The 17569-nt window shown below is 39.8% G+C and carries 16 protein-coding genes and 2 pseudogenes; 11 read left to right on the plus strand and 7 right to left on the minus strand.

The features are described 5' to 3' along the window. Window positions 1–17: 17 nt before the first annotated feature. The 5 genes from DPV95_RS05355 to DPV95_RS05375 are packed head-to-tail and all read right to left on the minus strand — an operon-like array spanning window position 18 to window position 4596. A complete protein-coding gene (locus tag DPV95_RS05355) occupies window positions 18–224 on the minus strand; it encodes a YnbE family lipoprotein (protein ID WP_049368123.1) in 207 nt (68 codons plus the stop codon). Further along, the gene (locus DPV95_RS05360; RefSeq protein WP_049368122.1) at window positions 221–2956 is read right to left on the minus strand and encodes a YdbH family protein; all 2736 of its coding nucleotides are present in this window, start codon (window positions 2954–2956) and stop codon (window positions 221–223) included. Before DPV95_RS05360 ends, DPV95_RS05355 begins: the two co-directional genes overlap by 4 nt. Window positions 2957–3005: 49 nt before the next feature. Beyond that, window positions 3006–3647 carry a GIY-YIG domain-containing protein gene (locus tag DPV95_RS05365; RefSeq protein WP_049368121.1) on the minus strand — a complete coding sequence of 214 codons (642 nt, stop codon included), beginning with the start codon at window positions 3645–3647 and terminating at the stop codon, window positions 3006–3008. Then, on the minus strand, window positions 3644–4072 hold the full coding sequence (locus DPV95_RS05370) for a DUF6884 domain-containing protein (RefSeq protein WP_049368120.1): 429 nt from the start codon (window positions 4070–4072) through the stop codon (window positions 3644–3646). Before DPV95_RS05370 ends, DPV95_RS05365 begins: the two co-directional genes overlap by 4 nt. Before the next feature lie 53 nt (window positions 4073–4125). Next, a complete protein-coding gene (locus DPV95_RS05375; RefSeq protein WP_111406772.1) occupies window positions 4126–4596 on the minus strand; it encodes a DMT family transporter in 471 nt (156 codons plus the stop codon). Window positions 4597–4893: 297 nt separating this feature from the next. On the opposite strand from DPV95_RS05375, the gene DPV95_RS05380 reads away from it, so the two are divergent. The 5 genes and pseudogenes from DPV95_RS05380 (at window position 4894) to DPV95_RS05400 (ending at window position 8627) form a co-directional block, all read left to right on the plus strand. Next, on the plus strand, window positions 4894–5862 hold the full coding sequence (locus tag DPV95_RS05380) for a mannose/fructose/sorbose PTS transporter subunit IIB (RefSeq protein ID WP_111406773.1): 969 nt from the start codon (window positions 4894–4896) through the stop codon (window positions 5860–5862). A gap of 18 nt (window positions 5863–5880) precedes the next feature. Next, complete coding sequence (locus DPV95_RS05385) at window positions 5881–6678, plus strand: PTS mannose/fructose/sorbose transporter subunit IIC (protein WP_049368118.1); 798 nt, start codon at window positions 5881–5883, stop codon at window positions 6676–6678. A gap of 10 nt (window positions 6679–6688) precedes the next feature. Further along, window positions 6689–7522 carry a PTS mannose transporter subunit IID gene (locus tag DPV95_RS05390; protein ID WP_111406774.1) on the plus strand — a complete coding sequence of 278 codons (834 nt, stop codon included), beginning with the start codon at window positions 6689–6691 and terminating at the stop codon, window positions 7520–7522. 69 nt (window positions 7523–7591) lie between these two features. Further along, a pseudogene (locus DPV95_RS05395) lies at window positions 7592–7960 on the plus strand (hypothetical protein); the annotation flags it as partial. A gap of 121 nt (window positions 7961–8081) precedes the next feature. Continuing rightward, a complete protein-coding gene (locus tag DPV95_RS05400; protein WP_005695174.1) occupies window positions 8082–8627 on the plus strand; it encodes a carboxymuconolactone decarboxylase family protein in 546 nt (181 codons plus the stop codon). Between the two features lie 43 nt (window positions 8628–8670). On the opposite strand, the gene DPV95_RS05405 is transcribed toward DPV95_RS05400, so the two are convergent. Both DPV95_RS05405 and msrAB read right to left on the minus strand, forming a co-directional pair. Further along, complete coding sequence (locus DPV95_RS05405; protein ID WP_111406776.1) at window positions 8671–9147, minus strand: redoxin family protein; 477 nt, start codon at window positions 9145–9147, stop codon at window positions 8671–8673. A 9-nt stretch (window positions 9148–9156) separates the two neighbouring features. Further along, window positions 9157–10218, minus strand: a complete 1062-nt coding sequence (gene msrAB / locus DPV95_RS05410) for a bifunctional peptide-methionine (S)-S-oxide reductase MsrA/peptide-methionine (R)-S-oxide reductase MsrB (RefSeq protein WP_111406777.1) — start codon at window positions 10216–10218, stop codon at window positions 9157–9159. A gap of 112 nt (window positions 10219–10330) precedes the next feature. On the opposite strand from msrAB, the gene DPV95_RS05415 reads away from it, so the two are divergent. The 6 genes and pseudogenes from DPV95_RS05415 to pgaA all read left to right on the plus strand — a co-directional run bounded on the left by DPV95_RS05415 (window position 10331) and on the right by pgaA (window position 17542). Next, window positions 10331–11197 carry a DMT family transporter gene (locus tag DPV95_RS05415; RefSeq protein WP_111406778.1) on the plus strand — a complete coding sequence of 289 codons (867 nt, stop codon included), beginning with the start codon at window positions 10331–10333 and terminating at the stop codon, window positions 11195–11197. Window positions 11198–11288: 91 nt separating this feature from the next. Next, window positions 11289–12179: a Fe(3+) dicitrate ABC transporter substrate-binding protein gene (locus DPV95_RS05420; RefSeq protein WP_049368111.1), complete on the plus strand. Its 891-nt coding sequence runs from the start codon at window positions 11289–11291 to the stop codon at window positions 12177–12179. Next, window positions 12179–13168: an iron-dicitrate ABC transporter permease FecC gene (gene fecC, locus DPV95_RS05425; protein WP_111304604.1), complete on the plus strand. Its 990-nt coding sequence runs from the start codon at window positions 12179–12181 to the stop codon at window positions 13166–13168. The genes DPV95_RS05420 and fecC overlap by 1 nt, the downstream gene beginning before the upstream one ends. Continuing rightward, complete coding sequence (gene fecD / locus DPV95_RS05430) at window positions 13168–14151, plus strand: Fe(3+) dicitrate ABC transporter permease subunit FecD (protein WP_111406779.1); 984 nt, start codon at window positions 13168–13170, stop codon at window positions 14149–14151. The genes fecC and fecD overlap by 1 nt, the downstream gene beginning before the upstream one ends. After that, the gene (gene fecE / locus DPV95_RS05435; protein WP_111406780.1) at window positions 14151–14918 is read left to right on the plus strand and encodes a Fe(3+) dicitrate ABC transporter ATP-binding protein FecE; all 768 of its coding nucleotides are present in this window, start codon (window positions 14151–14153) and stop codon (window positions 14916–14918) included. Before fecD ends, fecE begins: the two co-directional genes overlap by 1 nt. Window positions 14919–15128: 210 nt before the next feature. Further along, window positions 15129–17542: pseudogene (gene pgaA, locus DPV95_RS05440) on the plus strand (poly-beta-1,6 N-acetyl-D-glucosamine export porin PgaA). The last annotated feature ends 27 nt before the right edge of the window (window positions 17543–17569 follow it).

The following is a 17569-nucleotide window of genomic DNA, read 5'->3' on the forward strand; positions in this document are numbered from 1 at the left end:
TTGTCTTTTTTATTCAATTATTTCTTCGCAGGCTCTACCTCACCCACAGCTTTCTGGGATTTTTCATCCATTTCTACTTTAATATTGTGGTCCACCACCACATTCATATTAATGGTAATGCCTTCCTTTGGTGTATCTAATTGAATGGTTGGAGTGCAAGCTGTTAGCGTGAACATTGCCGCAAAAATAAAAAAGTGCGGGTGAAATTTAAGGTGTTTTATCATTTGTCTTTGTCTAATTGCTTATAAAGTTTATATTGCAGATTTTGTTCAAATTGTGAGCCATAGTCAATCATATTCCACAATTCAAACATATTTTCTTGGTGCGTATAATTTAACGTTATCGGATTATTAGTTCGCTTGGTTGGATTAAATCCACTAATGCTCGCACGCAACGTCATTTGTCCTTTCGGATCGAGCGTCACTGCCGCATGGGAATTTTGCAGTTCCATTTCTTTTAATAAATCCACCAAAATATTCTCTGTCCAACCACCTTTTTTCAGCCCTTTCACCATTTCATCCGTTAATTTGATGGACACATTTCCCACTTGTTCCAATGTGCCATTACAAATCAAACATTCCTTATGTCCGAGCCAAAATGGCAGGGTCGCATTAGCACGGCCGGTTAAGGTTACTTGATTATATTGTGCCAAAGCTAACACTTGGGCTAAATCAATATTGGTAAAAGAAAGTGTCGCCATTTTACTTTGTGGGAACGTGAGCTGAGGTACCGTCAATTCACCATCAAATAAGGAAACTTTCACATTTTTTAAGATAAGTGGATTTTTCATCGTATTCGGATAGCGCCCGAATAAATCCAATTCCCCATTTGCGACAGAAATCGCGCCATAGCGAATATTTTTAGTCGAAATATGGATCGGTTTACCCGAAGCCACTTGTAATGCCTCGTTTTCATAATTCATTGGAAAACGAATATTCAAGCCATAAATCTCACCATCTGGCATGGTGATTTTACCGTTTTTCAGATTCAGCTCTCCGCCCATTTTCACGCCATTGGTATTAATCACGAATTTGCTCTGTCCTTTGATGCTTCCCTCATGAATTAACCAGTTCCATTTTTGTGGGAAGAGTGATTGGAATACTTTTGCGGATTGTTCTTTCCAACTGATTTCACCTGAAAGTGCACTATTCTGATATACACCCAAAACATCTAAAGGCCCAAGCGAACCCGCCTTTAAATCACCTGCAAAATTGAAGTTACTGATACTCTTACCATCAATGCCTAAGCCAAAAACAGGCGAAATAAAACGACCGCCATAAGCCAGTTCAATCCAATCAGTTTTCGCTTGTAACAAGCCTCGAATATGTTCTTCTTCATAATCCCATCGGAGTCGATCTTTAAGTTCCAATGAAAGTGGTGCCATTTTTACCTCTTTCATTTTGACTTCTTTGGAATGAGCAGAAAGTTGATTTAATTCAATATGATCGGCTTCCCAAAATCCTTTACCTTCCATTTTGACTGGCGTATTTAAGGATTTCCAGTTTGCACTGCCATTGATAATCCAATCCCAACGGTTTGTTGCTTGATTTTCCACCGACTGATACTTATGTTCTTCATCTCGGAAATCAAACACAGTCTTAATACCGGCAATAAACTCACGAGCGTTTCCGTCTAATTTTAAATTGAGATTTTCAAACTGCGGGGTTGTGCCGTTCAACGTTGCCTGCAATCGTCCTTCCAAGCCATAACGCCCAATGATGATGTCATCTAACGGCAAACGAACATGTAACTTGGTATCCTCTTGCTCGTTATCCATTTTAAAGACAGAACCCGGGTAAAAATACACCACAGGATGCGTAAAAATTCCGCCAAAATGATAGGTTAAATTGGTAAGAGCCACAGTCGAGTTATAACGTAAATCCCCACGTGTTTTCAGCTCAAAATCCAATTCATTATTGTCATCGCCACCACCAATTTCACCGTTCTTTCCTGAAATCACGATCTCCCCTTTGCCCATTTCGCCAAAGGTTTGCAAGATCACGTTCATATCAATGCTTAATGGCAACAAGCCTTCTGCCGCACGGTGAATAGATAAGCCAAGGAAACCTTTAATCGGTTGATAGCTGTCGAAAGTCCAATAAAATTTCCCCCATGAAATATCCAAACCGTCTTTGGTGAAGACGAAAGGTACATCCAACAACGGTGAATTTGCTGTTAAATCTTGAGCATTTAACTGGCCATCTGCGCCTTGCCAAGAGACTTTTGCCTCGCCTTTTGTCACAGCGAGATCAGGATTATTCCAATTGAGTAAAACATTGCCTTGTTGAGGGAGTTGAGACAGATCAGGATCAAAATTCGCAGAGAAATGAAGATCGTAGGTTTTATCTCCCGCTTGTTTGATTTCACTACTCCCCGCCCATTGGAAAATGCCATCTTGTGGCGTGACAGTCGATTGATGATGAAGCTCAAGACCGTCATTATTGGCTTGAGCTTCGAGTGCTAATTGGTTGCCGTTATAGTTTGCGTCTAACGCCCAATCAGCCGATAAGAAAGGTTTTAAAGCCCCTTGTGTCAATGCTTCGGTATTCGTTAATTGAAAGTGTTTAACGTTAACATGAGAAATAGGCAGTGCCGCCCAAAGTGCGGTCAAATTTGGCGGTGTTTTTTCGGTATTATCACTGGATAAATGGGTTAAACAATCATAGTTCAAGCTAGCCTTTTCAACATCAAGACTACGCGTATTCCACCAAGTCACCTGAGTATTATTCAGGTTCACAAGCGTACATTGGTCGGTTTTCACTTTTAGCTCTGGCAGCGTTAAACCTGTTGTTTCCCATTGCCAGTCATCGGCTAATTCAATGTGATAATGCGGTGCTAAAAAATGATTGGCAAGTTGTTCCACACGTTTTGGGGTCGCAAAAACGCGCACTAAACCAACGCTTACTACGATCAACAGCAACAAAATAATCAATGCCCACAGGCAACGCTTTCGCATAGATTCCCCAATTACACAGTTACAAATAGAAATATCTAGACCTAAATAATTATTTCACAAGAGCCAATAGTTTTTCTAATTCAGCTTCAGTTAAACTCTCTTTATATAGCTCATTAACCTGCCATAAGCCACTTTCTCTAATTTTATCTTTTGTAGAGTGATTGCCTAACCAATTTTCTGAAGGTTTAATTTCACCGAATTTAGCAGCATTAGAAAGTGTTGAAGTGATTTTACTTTCCCAAAATAAGCGTTCTTCTTTAGCATTAACTTCAAAAACGCAAAATGAAAGATTAGTCTGAATATATTGGCTAATACGTTTTTCTAACGTTTTTTCAAACTCAAGATCAATCCTTTTCAGTTTATCTTCTCTTCCTTCTTTTGAAGTTATGTCAAGTTCCCATGAATCTAAATAATCTTGATTTTCTATGTTCAAAAAGCAGCGACCTATATTTTTTCTAAAAATACTTCTATTCTTATTTTCTTTGACAAAATGCTGCATCAGACGTGAACGTAACTGATTTTCACCTGTATGAGTACCGATTCTAACTATTCTGTCCATTTTTCCAAAACTTTCACCTTTCTCAAAGATGATATAAATACCATTCTTAGGTAGCTTAAACTTGTCAAAAGGAAACGTAAATCGTTCTTTCTTATTCAGCAGACAATGTAATTCACAAGCTAATGAAGTCATTCTTCTTTATAATCCTCTAGTTCTTTATTTAGAAAACTTAATCTCTCACCTAATCTCATTTTATAGAACGGCTGTTCAATATGAATTAAGCTATCTTTAATTGGTAAAATATAGTTATTACCCGCTAAAATAATGAATCGATCACTTTCTAAGTCAACTTTCCATTCCAGTAGCTCAATAACTTTTTTGCCCCAGTTCAATCTATCATTTTTTTTCATTTTATTCAGTGTTACATCATAAGGTTCTATTACACTATCTAACTCAAGTAAATGATGCTTTGCCGATAGAATATATATCGCATCAGGCTTAAGTTTATAGGCATAAGCCAGGCTCTTTTTAAATAGTGGACTAAGGTACAAATCTTTTGCCTTTGCCTTTTCATTTGCTTTCTTTGATACACAAGATAATAAAATAACTTTTTTCATATTATAAATATTTATACTTAGGTGATATAAAAACTATTTTCTTAACATTAATTTTATCTAAATAGCTCAACCAACTTATCTCCAAAGAAATAAAATACTAATCCAAAAGCAACAATGATTAATCCGATGAATTTCGTGATATTTACTTCTCGAATTGGCATACCGATAAGTCCAAAATGATCGATGGTTGTTGCGGTGATTAATTGCCCTACGATGATAAAAAATAACATCGCGGTAATGCCTAATTTAGGCGCAAGCAAAACCGTTGTGAAGACGACGATTGCACCAAGTACCCCACCGATTAATTTCCACCAAGGTTGTGAAGGGATAGCAGACAAATTTCCCCATAAATCGGTTTTCACCCAAGCAATAAAAAAGAGAACTATCGTTCCCACGGCAAAAGAAATAAAGGTCGCGATCACCGCTTCGCCACTCATGGCTTTCGCGAGTTGTGTATTAATTGCCGATTGCGTGGCGAGTGCGACACCTGCCGCTAAGGCGATAATGAGATAAACAAAAAACATTGAAACTCCCAACAGAAAATTTGGCTTATTTTAACCTTTTCCTATTTGTCTTGTCGCGAAATGCTTTCCATTCTGAAAAAATAATCAAAAATCTACCGCACTTTGCATTTCATTTATAAATACCTCAAAAGTTGTAAGTCATCTTACCTGTTTATTTGATCTCGATCACCATTTGACTATTCTTGATTTGACGGTAATCTTCAAATCAATACACTTGACTCCATTTGAAGCAATCGTTTGCCTAACGTATTGAAAGCAAAATAGACTGATTTTATCAACTCAATGGGAGGAATATCCATGACCCACATTATCGTTGCAACGCACGGTAAGTTTTCTGAAGAAATCGTCAATTCCGCCGCTATGGTGTATGGCGAAGATGAAAACTGCCATGTCGTGACTTTCTTACCGGGTGAAGGCGGTGAGCATTTAATCGAGAAATACAATGCGATTATTGCCACGCTGCCTGAAAATGAACCGGTGCTCTTTCTGGTTGATTTATTTGGTGGTAGCCCCTATAACGCGGCAAGCCGAGTCGCCAGTGAAAGAAATAATACCGATATCGTCACTGGCATTAATCTACCGATGTTACTAGAAGTGCTCGATGCCAAAGATGGCGCCAGCTTAGATAAATTGGTAGAAACCGCGAAAGAAGTCGGGGTCGCTGCCGTAAAATCCTTCCGTCAACCTAAAGAAAGCAAGCCTGCTCCAACGCCAGCAGCCAAACCAGCTGAAGCACCAAAAACCGCTCCAAATCCAACCGCACTTTCAGGCAATATGAACATTTCCTTATTGCGTATTGATAGCCGTTTGATCCACGGTCAAGTGGCAACCTCTTGGGCAAAAGCGGTGAAATGTGAAGCGATTTTTGCAGTAAATGATGATGTGGCGAATGATCCACTTCGTCGTGATTTGTTACTCCAAATCGCGCCTGAACATTTGAAAGCTTATGTGATTCCAGTGGAAAAAGCCATTAAGGTGTATCACAACCCGAAATATGCGGGTAAAAACATTCTTTGGTTAGTGACCAACCCAACAGATATCGTACGCTTAATTGAAGGCGGCGTGAAAATTGATAAAGTCAACGTGGGCGGCATGACCTATCGCGAAGGAGACAAACTTATTTCTCAAGCGGTTGCGGTCAACCCAACAGATGTCGCCGCATTTAAACAGCTTTTAGATAAAGGTGTGGAATTAAGCTTACAACAAGTGGCGAGCAGCCCGAAATCAATGCTCACGCACAAAGAGCTTGATGCGATTCAATTTTAATTACGAGGACAATTCATTATGACAACAATGGAAATTATTTTAGTCACGCTCGTTGCCGCCATTTGCGGTATGGGTAGTGTATTGGACGAACGTCAAACTCATCGTCCTTTAGTTGCTTGTACCCTAATCGGTTTAGTATTAGGTAATTTAGAAACCGGTATTATTGTCGGTGGTACCCTTGAATTAGTGGCATTAGGCTGGATGAACGTCGGTGCGGCAATGGCACCGGATGCAGCATTAGCCAGTGTGATTGCAACTATCCTCGTCATCAAAGGCGGCCAAGATAAAGGGAGCGCATTAGCGATTGCGATTCCAGTAGCGGCAGCAGGTCAAGTATTAACGATCTTCGTTCGTACTTTAACCATCTTCCTTCAACACAAAGCCGATGATTTTGCCGCAAAAGCGAACTTCCGTGGCATTGAATTCTGTCACTTCAGCGGTCTTGCATTACAAGCATTACGTGTGGCAATTCCAACCTTCTTCGTTGCGTTAGTGGCCGGTACAGATACGGTGACTGAAGCATTGAATGCCATTCCAGAAGTGGTCACTCGCGGTTTACAAATTGCCGGTGGCTTTATCGTAGTCGTAGGTTATGCAATGGTCATCAATATGATGCGTGCAGGCGCATTAATGCCATTCTTCTTCCTAGGCTTTGTAATCGCCTCTTTCACCAATTACAACCTTGTAGGTCTCGGTATTTTAGGCACATGCTTAGCGATGATTTACATTCAATTAAACCCACGTTTCCATCAATCTACTGCTCCACAAGCAGTTGCAAAACGTGAATTAGCTGACGATGAACTTGAAGGACTATAAGGAAGAAATTATGACTGAACAAACTAAAAAATCATTAACAAAAGGCGATATTCGTAGCACTTACTGGCGTTCAACTTTCTTGCTAGGTTCCTTCAACTTTGAACGTATGCAAGCAATGGGTTTCTGTGTATCGATGATCCCAGCCATTAAACGTCTTTACAGCAAAAAAGAAGATCAAGCGGCGGCATTAAAACGCCACTTAGAATTCTTCAACACCCAGCCTTGGGTAGCCTCATCTATCATCGGTGTAACCGCCGCGATGGAACAAGAACGCGCGAATGGCAACGATATTGATGACTCAGCAATCAGCGGGGTGAAAGTCGGTTTAATGGGACCATTAGCCGGTGTGGGTGACCCAATTTTCTGGGGAACATTACGTCCTGTACTAGCGGCACTTGGTGCGGGCTTAGCCATTACCGGTAACCTTTTAGGGCCATTGCTTTTCTTCATCGGTATTAACCTTTGCCGTGGGTTAACTCGTTGGTATGGTTTTAAATATGGTTATGAAAAAGGCACCACCATCGTTAACGATATGGGCGGTGGCCGCTTACAAAAATTGACGCAGGGGGCGTCTATCCTCGGTCTCTTTGTCATGGGCTCACTGGTATCGAAATGGACGAGTATCAACATTCCATTAGAACTTTCTCGCTATAAAAACCAAATGGGCGAAGAAGTGGTGACCACCGTACAAAGCGTGTTAAACGATCTTCTCCCTGGCCTTGCAGCATTAGGTTTAACTTTCTTATGTATGTATTTATTACGTAAAAAAGTCAACGCCATGTACATCATCTTCGCCTTATTCGGCGTGGGTATTTTAGGCTATCATTTTGGTGTGTTAGCGTAATATATTATGATATTGCCTTCCCTCTTTCGCTTAAGGGAAGGCAAATTTTTAGCATGACATATAAATCCTATGAACCTGAAAGATCTCATCAAGCCACCACCGGCTGAAGGCTATATTAAAAATTCATCCAATTTAGTGACCGCTCTTTTTGTTCTGGCGGGCATTCTTTATTATCCCACTAATGGCTATGGCGCCGTCATCGCTTTAATTGCCGCATTAATTGTATTAATCGGACAAAAAATGCTGATTGCTCAAACCAATAAAGACTTCACCGAAATGCAATTAGCCGAAAAGCAATTCCAAGAAACCCAAAACAGCGATTATCTCCGCTTTATTGAAGCTCGAGCCACCCAAATGTTGCGCGACAACAAAGTGCTTTCCGAAAAAGGCAAAAAAGAGTTGGAGAGATTACTGTCTGTCGTCAAAACGCATTTAGCCTAGCGACGCCAAAATAATCATAACTTTTAGCTATATGAAATAAGCTTTTCTTCTTTTTCTTATTTAAGTTAGAAAGGTATTATCAAGCGGAAATTTATGATTTATCCCTTAGGAGTAGTTTATGTCTCAATTTAAAATTCACACCATTGAATCAGCACCTGAAGCAGCACAAGAAGCCTTAAAAGCCGTACAAAATGCCAATGGTTTTATTCCAAATTTAATTGGTGTTCTCGCGAATGCCCCTACTGCACTTGAAACTTATCGCACGGTAGGCGGTATTAATGGTCGTAACAGCTTAACGGCAACAGAACGCGAAGTGGTGCAAATTACCGCTGCCGTAGTCAATGGATGTGGTTTCTGTGTAGCTGGCCACACGAAGATCGCTTTAAAAGTATTAAAACTTGAAGAAGAGCTTGTAAACCAAATTCGTGCAACTGCTCGTATTGAAAGTGATAAAAAACTGGATACTTTAGCGCGTTTCACCCTTGCCGTTATTTTGCAAAAAGCAAAATTAACTGAAGCACAGCTTAAAGCGTTCTTTGATGCAGGTTATACCCAAGAAAATGCCATTGATGTGATTTTAGGTGTCAGCCTCGCCACATTATGCAACTATGTGAACAACATCGCTGAAACCCCAATCAACCCTGAATTACAGGCATTTGCATAATCAAGCCAATATAAAAAGTGCGGTCAAAAATGACCGCACTTTTTTATTCCTTCACAAATTGTTTAATTTGATCTGAATTCAAATGACCTGGCTGTGCTTTGATAAGATTTAAATCCTTATCCAATAGTAAATTAAACGGATAGCCTAATACATTGGCTCGTTTAATGATTTCACCGTTTTCATCCAATAATACAGTGATATTTTTATACTCCAAGCCTTTATACCAATTGATAAATTTTTGGCTATTTTGTTCGTTCTTTTGTCCAGGTGAGGCAATCGTAATCACATTAAAATTAAGATTTTTTTCTGCACTTAGATCATCAATTTCCGCTAAGCCTGCTAAGCAAATTGGACACCAAGATGCCCACATTTTGATATAAAGCGGTTTGCCTTGATATTGTGATAAAGAGACGGTTTGATTATCCAGCGTCTTCAAGGGGATATCCGCCAAAGACACTTTCTCTTGTGCAAAACTCAATGGACTCAAAAACAATAAAAGTGCGGTCAATATTTTTTTCATTTTTTCCTCTTATTTCACAAAGGGAATCAAATCGCCATAGCCTTGTTTTTCCATTTCATCTAATGGAATAAACTTAATCGATGCACTATTAATGCAATAACGCAAACCACCTTTATCACGCGGACCATCATCAAACACATGGCCTAAATGGGCATGACCACTGCGACTTAACACCTCAATACGAGTCATATTAAAGCTATTATCTCTTTGATACTCCGCTACTTCAGCGGCAATCGGTTTGGTAAAACTTGGCCAACCACAACCGGATTCAAACTTATCTTTAGAAGAAAATAACGGTTCTCCCGTGGTGATATCCACATAAATACCAGGCGCGAAATTATCCCAATATTCGTTACTAAAAGAACGTTCGGTATGTTTGCCTTGTGTCACGTCATATTGAAGTGCGGTCAATTTTTGCTTTAATTCTGTATCACTTGGTTTTGGGTATTTTTTATCATCAATTAATGGCTCATCGGCTTTTTTGATGTCGATATGACAATAGCCATTCGGGTTTTTCTTGAGGTAATCCTGATGATACTCTTCCGCCTTCACATAATTTTTCAGTGGCTCTACTTCAATTTGAATCGGTTCTTGATATTTGCTTTGTAAAGTTTTCAATGCTGCCTCTATAACCGCTTTATCTTGTTCGTTTTGATAATAAATGCCCGTGCGATACTGTCTGCCACGATCATTGCCTTGCTTGTTAATACTGGTTGGATCGATAACACGGAAATAATATTGCAACAATTTATCTAGCGAAATTTTATTTGGATCGTAAGTCACTTTCACGGTTTCTGCATGATCTGTCGCATGCAATAATTGATAATTCGTGGTATCACCTTTTCCATTGGCATAGCCCGAAACGGCATCGGTCACGCCTTGAATACGTTCCATATAAGCTTCTAGTCCCCAAAAACAACCACCTGCAAGATAAATAATGCGTTGTTCTTGTTTACTTTCCATTGTCATTTTTTGCTCCTTTGATGAAGTTGGATCATCAGCATACGTTAAACTACTTTGCAAACCGCCAAAAAGTGCGGTCAATATGAGAAATGTTTTTGTATATTTCATTTTCTTTCCTTATTATAGAAAAATCTTCAGCCTACATTTCATTAGACGAAGAGAAGCCCACTTTCTTACAAAATAAGGCAATTTTTTACCGCACTTTATGCAAGGAACCCTTATGCCAAACATACATCTCCGCAATAATTATCAAAAAGCTGTTGTTTGTATGGTGTTAGCTTACATCAGCATTGCCTTAATGGGCGTATTTGTAAAATACGCCTCTGATGAATTACCGTCCAGTGAAATTTTATTTTCCCGTTTTTTTATTGGTTTTGTGTTTCTCCTGCCTTTTTTAATTAAAGATGGCGATTTCAAAGTTGATATGTCGCAATGGAAGTTTCTCGTTTTGCGTAATCTCGCCGGCATTGCCAGTATGTTGTTAACCTTTTACGCGATTAAATATTTACCAATTTCCATTGCGACTTTATTGATGAATACGTCCTCACTTTTTGTGCCTTTATTGCTGTTTTTCTTTAAAGTCAGAACACCATTAAAAGTATTAGCTTGCAGTTTTATGGGGTTTATTGGTGTATCCATCATTATGCTGACCAACGGCTCAATGAATATCAACCCTATCCATGTAGGCTATGCCTTAGGTGCTGCCGTCTTGGCTGCGATGGCGTTTATCAGTTTACAAGAACTCAATAAACACAACTCACCTAAAAATATCGTGTTTTACTTTCACTTATTAGGCTCGATTTTGTTGCCGCTCTTTTTTATTGCTCAATGGAAAATACCAACACTACATGGATTCACATTACTGCTTTTAGTGGGTGGATTCGGTCTTATTTTCCAATTATTACTCACTCGCGCCTTTAAATACGCGCCTGCCAATGTCATTACGCCTTTTGCTTTTACCGGTGTCATTTTTTCCAGTATCTGTGACTGGTTATTCTGGGATAACGTACCAAGCCTAAATTTCTGGATCGGTTCATTAGTTATTATTATTGCCGTCAGTTTACTTGCTAGAATGCGGGCAAAATAGAGAAATCCGACCAAATAGCTAAAATATAACTATTCTCAATAACATTGTTTGAGTGTATAATCCAAATGCTTTTTATTATTGAGGACACAACATGAAAAAATTATTCAAAACTACTTTAGCTTCCGCATTATTAATGGTATCCGCATTCGCTAGCGCCGTGACGGTTAAAGATGCGAAAGGTGAATTTATCCTTGATAAAACCCCAAGCCGTGTTGTGGCATTGGAATATTCTTTTGTGGATGCTTTAGCCCAAGTCGGTGTAAGCCCAGTAGGTGTGGCTGACGACAACAAAGTCGATCGTATTCTGCCGCAAGTGCGCGAAAAAATTGCTGCATGGCAATCCGTTGGCACGCGTTCTCAACCGAGTCTTGAAGTGATTGCTTCTCTCAAACCCGATTTAATTATTGCTGATCCATCTCGCCATACTGCAGTATTTGAAGAATTGAAAAAAATCGCGCCAACGGTGATGTTTGATTCCCGTCATGAAAGCTACCAAGAAAATCTTGAAACCGCGCAGAAAATTGGTGATTTAGTCGGTAAAAGTAGCGAAATGAAAGCAAAAATCAATGAACATAATGATTACATTGCCAACATCGCAAAAAATTTAGGTGTGCAAGGCAAAAAAGCCTCATTTGGTACTTCCCGAGAAGATAAATTTAATATCCAAAATGACAATGGCTATGTGGGTAGTTTCTTAACGACATTAGGTTTTGCCCCAACTAAACTCAATAGTGATCAATCTTTCGTAGAAATCAACCTTGAACAATTAGTGATGGAAAAACCAGAATACTTGTTCATTGCCCATTATCGTGATGAAAGCATTGCGCGCAAATGGGAAGCTGAGCCACTTTGGAAAGCCATTCCTGCGGTAAAAGCAAACCATGTTTACAGTGTTGACTCCGACATGTGGGCGCGTGGTCGTGGCTTAGAAGCGAGCAAAATTATGGCAAAACAAATTGAAGGTTTCGTGAAACAAAAATAATGATGAAGTCTGCTTTCCGTTGGGGACTTCCCCTTATCATTCTGGCTTTCCTATTATGGGGAAGCCTGTTTTTGTATTATCCCATCGAAATTCGACCGCTTGCAGCGTTACAAGCGTTCCTCCCCGATGGCGATGAAATTGCCAAAATTACGGTAACCGATTTACGCCTACCGCGCGCATTAGTTGGCATGATTTTAGGCGCCAATCTTGCGGTGGCAGGAGCGTTGCTACAAACCATTACGCGCAATCCGCTTGCCTCCCCTACGCTACTCAGCGTGAACTCGGGTGCTAGTCTTGCCATGGTGACCGCCAGTGCGTTTAGCCCCTTGATTCTTTCTGGTTATAGCATTGCCTTAGTGGCTAGTATCGGTGGTGGTATAAGTTGGTTTGTGGTGATGCTGATCAGCAACGGATGGAAAGATAATAGTGGAGATCGTAGCCGAGTGATTTTAGCGGGGATTGCCGTATCACTACTTTGTGCAGCGCTCACGAAATTGGTGCTCATTATCGCGGAAGATCATGCCTTCGGTATTATGAGCTGGCTAGCTGGCGGCATTGCACATGCTCGTTGGAATGAATTATTGACGTTATTTCCGTTCTTTATTTTGACCGCACTTTTCTGTCTATTCTTTGCTAGTCGTTTAAATTTACTCAATTTAAGCGATGAATCTGCGCGTTCGTTAGGCATCAATCTCTTCCGTTTACGTTGGTACGCTAATATCATGGCGTTATTGATTGTAGGTTCAAGCGTGAGTGTTGCTGGCCCAGTAGCCTTTATCGGCTTACTCGTGCCCCATCTGGCACGCTATTGGATTGGTTATGACTTGCGAAAATCACTCCCGATGGCGATGTTACTCGGCGCAATTTTAATGCTCGCTGCAGATACCATTGCCCGCGCGGTCAACTTTCCTAGCGAAGTGCCTGCTGGTGCGGTGCTTGCCTTAATCGGAGCACCAGTCTTTGTATTATTTGCCAGAGGAAGACACTAATGCGAGCTTCTCATGTATCTTTTCGCGCTATCGGCTTTTATGTCATTACGCTTAGTCTGATGGTACTACTCTTTGGGTTGAGTATTCGTCTCGGCACTTATACACTTTCCTTTGAAGAAATTTGGGCAGCCTTTCAGCCTGACGATAAAAACTATTTTACCTTGATGGAATATCGCCTCCCCCGTGCGGTGTTAGCGATTTTATTAGGCGGCGCCTTAGCAATTTCCGGTGTGCTAGTGCAAAGCGTAGTGCGTAATCCGCTTGCTTCTCCCGATATTTTAGGGATTAACAATGCGGCGGGGTTGGTTGCTGTTTCGGTATTGATGTTCTTACCAAACTTAGCATTTTACTGGATGCCAATTTTTGCCTTTTTAGGTGGTGTGCTCTCTTTTGTCATTTTATGGGTCGTGTGCGGTTTTAACTTCCGCCCTATCAAAATGGCAATCATTGGGGTCGCACTTTCCGCATTATGGGCTGCTATTAGTCATTATCTAATGCTTACCAATCCAGTCGAGATCAACACGGCGATGTTATGGCTCACAGGAAGCTTGTGGGGGCGCAGCTGGTCTTATTTGAATGTGGTATTGCCATGGTTACTAGTATTGCTGCCCTTGCCATTTATTTTCTGTCGCGATCTCGACACCCTTGGTTTAGGTGAAAATAAAGCCTCCACCTTGGGTGTAACCGTGAATAAAGTGCAAATCAGCGTTTTAGTGCTAGCGGTCGCCCTTTCCACTACAGCCGTGGCAATTTGTGGTCCAATTGCCTTTTTAGGCTTAGTTGCGCCGCATCTTGCCCGTCGTTTAGTCGGTGGCAGACATCGTACCCTATTACCGGCAGCCTTGATTATTGGCGCCCTCTTATTACAACTTTCGGATATTTTGGCGCGGGTGATTGACCCACCAACTGAACTGCCGGCAGGTATTCTGACTGCAATTATCGGTGCGCCATATTTCTTCTACTTATTGATGAGAACTAAATAATGAGCATTGAAATCAATAATTTATCTTTAGGTTATCAAGATAAACTCGTGGTTAAAAATCTGTCGCTAAAATTCCCGAAAAATAAAGTGATTGCGTTAATCGGCCCAAATGGCTGCTGTAAATCCACCACATTAAAAGCGGTAGCGCGATTGCTCAAACCGAAACAAGGCTCAATCACCCATAAAGGCAAGGACATTTGGCAAAAAAGCCCTAAAGAATATGCCCAAGAATTGGCTTTTCTCCCGCAGCAACACCTGGTACCTGAAGGCATTAAAGTACGCGAATTGATCGCTTACGGGCGTTCGCCTTACTTAAATCTATGGGGTAAACTCAGTCAAAAAGATGAAGAATTGGTCACTTGGGCGATGGAACAAACGCAAACTGCAGAACTCGCCGAACAGTTGGTTTCCGATTTATCCGGTGGTCAGCAACAACGCGTCTTCTTAGCCATGACACTTGCGCAAGATGCTGAATTAGTGCTACTCGATGAGCCGACTACTTATCTGGATTTAAACCGCCAAGCTGAACTCATGGGCATGATGCGACAAATGCAACAAAATGGCAAAACCGTGATTACGGTGTTGCATGATCTCAACCAAGCCTGCCGCTATTGCGATTACTTAATCGTCATGAAAAAAGGTGCCGTAATGGCACAAGGTACGCCCGATGAAGTGATGACCGAAGAGTTGCTGAAGGATGTGTTTGATTTGGATGTCATCATTCATCGTGATCCTATCAGCAACACACCGATGTTTATTTTGAAATAACTTTCAATCACTTCTCTAAATATCAAATAGGCGTTTTATTTTACTAAAACGCCTATTTTTTCACCTAAAACATCCGCTGTTATACATAACTAATATTTTTCATAGCTCAACTTGAGGTCGGATCACTTTACAAAACTTACACTTTCTTTACATTGTCATAAATATGGAGTCCACAATAAATAATTATAATTAAACATAGTAGAAGTTAATATGAAGTCTCTATCCCATGTCTTTAAGACTGTGCTATTAGTAGGTGTCAGTACCTCGGTAGCGCAGGTTGCCTATGCCCAAAAATCCGCTATTGATACCGAACGAGAAAACATCATCATTTTCTCCCGTCAAGGCGATGTCCAATTAAATCAAGCTATTCCCAAACTTGAGGCCTTATTTAAGAGGACTCAGGATTCGAAAGTGCGCGATGATTTAATGACACTCTATCTGAGGACGAATCAATCCGCTAAAGCACTTTCACTTTGCGAAAGCTGCGCTCCAGCGCAATTTTCCCAAAATGAACTCGAAAATTTAGGCAAAGCCGCTCGAAATGAAAAGCAATATAATCAAGCACTTACCTTTTATTTACAACTACAAAAACTCTCCCCTAAAAACCCTAATGGATGGCTTGGTGCCGCGTTAGCTGCGACAGAAAATAAAAACTATGATGTGGCTAAACATGCATTAAATAGCTATAGAAAACACTTTGGGCTAGATAATGCCTACCTTGATGCTGAAAGTTACTTACTTGATTTTACTGAATCTGATATGGCTAAACTTGGCCGTTGGCAACGTCAATTAGAAAATAATCCTAAAAATCTTACTTTAATGAAAGAGCTATATCGTTTAGCCTCAAAGTATAACGTTCAACCATTACGAGAAAAACTGCAAAACAATTATCCAGAACAATTTAATTCTAAAGATATTATGTGGTTGGAACATGATAAGGTTATCATTTCTGCAAAAAATGCCTCAACAATAACACAGCAAGAAAGATCATTTGATGAATTAACCGCACTTTTAGCAAAAATTAATCCTCAACATCCACTCTACCAACAGACATTACAAGATCGTTTTGTAGTGGGCGTTCGGCTAAATAAATTCAACGAAATTGATGATGACTTTCAATTATTGCAATCTCAGCCTAATACACCTGATTATTTAGAAGAAGCATTTGGTGATTACTGGATGGCAAAAGGCTCGCCACATAAAGCTCTAAGCACTTATCAAAATATTGAACAAAGATCATCAAAAAATAAACGTGCGGTAAGTGATGTTTTGCTTCAAAAATTATCTCTTGCTGCAAGTGATGCTGGAGAATTTAAGTTAGCTCAAAAGTATTTAGAGCAAATAACATCTAATGCTTATATCAATGATTATACTAGAACATCTAGAATTATAAATCCTAGCTATGACCTACGATATTTCGGCTTAGCTCATCTTGCATTGTGGCGAGGGAATAGCCAATTAGCCCAACAACTTATTGACGATCGTGTGTTCAATAAAACCCCAGGTGACCCTTGGGTAATGTTACAAAAATCAGAATTAGAAAGAAATCGAAAAAACTATGACGACGCTAAATTTTGGGCTGAAAAAGCGAGCTATTTTTTAAATGAAAATGACCAACTGGAATCTCGCAAAAGCCTAGCTGAAATTGCATTAAGCCAAAATGATTTTTCAACTGTTTCAAAAACATTGAATGCTATGGATAAAGATCAACGTCGATCTGCAAAAACATTAATCAATAGTTATGATCGGGCTCTTTTAGGAAAGATAGTTGGTAATATCGGTTTGCAACATCATCACCAGCAAATTATCATAATGAAAGCCACCAAGATTACGCTATTTATACACCCAAGACTGCAAATGGGCATGATCTCTATGTTCATTACTTAGAAACTCGCTCTCCTTATGATAAAGAAAGTCTCATTTCTCGTCGAATTGGCGTAGGAACAGAATTTAATTTCTATCCACTTCAATTAAAAATAGAAAGCGGCAAAGGTATTAAGCTCAATGAAAAAGCATACTTCTCGACAGAGGTAAATTACACTCTTAATCAACATTGGGCATTTAATTTAGATGCCAATATCAATGGTAGCGATACCCTAATTAAAGCTATCAATAAAGGTGTGTATACTAAAGATATTGGTTTCTCTACCACGTATTCCTATTCCGATATTTTCCAAGCTGGACTAGGTGGCAGCGTCATGAAATTTGATGACGGCAACTTAAGAAAAGAAGCCAATTTATGGTTGAATCTCAATACGTTCAAACATGATCGTTGGGCGCTTACTAATAATTTCAGAGTAGACTACAGCAAAAATAAAACCATAAATTCAGCTGAATACTACAACCCATCAAAAACAATAAGCGTAGAATTTGGCACCGATTTAAGTTACTACCAGCCCCTAAACTACGGTTTAGTCTTAACTCATCATCTTAAAGCTAGTATAGGTGCCTATAAACAAGCTGAACAATACCGAGAAAAAATGTGGTCAATTAGTTATAGCCACAACTGGCGCATTGGGAAAAGCTATGCAATATCCTATGAAGTTGGCCGTAAAAAAAATATTTATGATGGATCAGCTGAATTTAATAACTTTGGAAATTTAACTTTTTCAATTTATTACTAATTAATTCTATTTAAGTGGTACTATTTT

The sequence above is a fragment of the Haemophilus parainfluenzae genome (assembly GCF_003252755.1).
In the GTDB taxonomy this organism is placed as follows: domain Bacteria; phylum Pseudomonadota; class Gammaproteobacteria; order Enterobacterales; family Pasteurellaceae; genus Haemophilus_D; species Haemophilus_D parainfluenzae_N.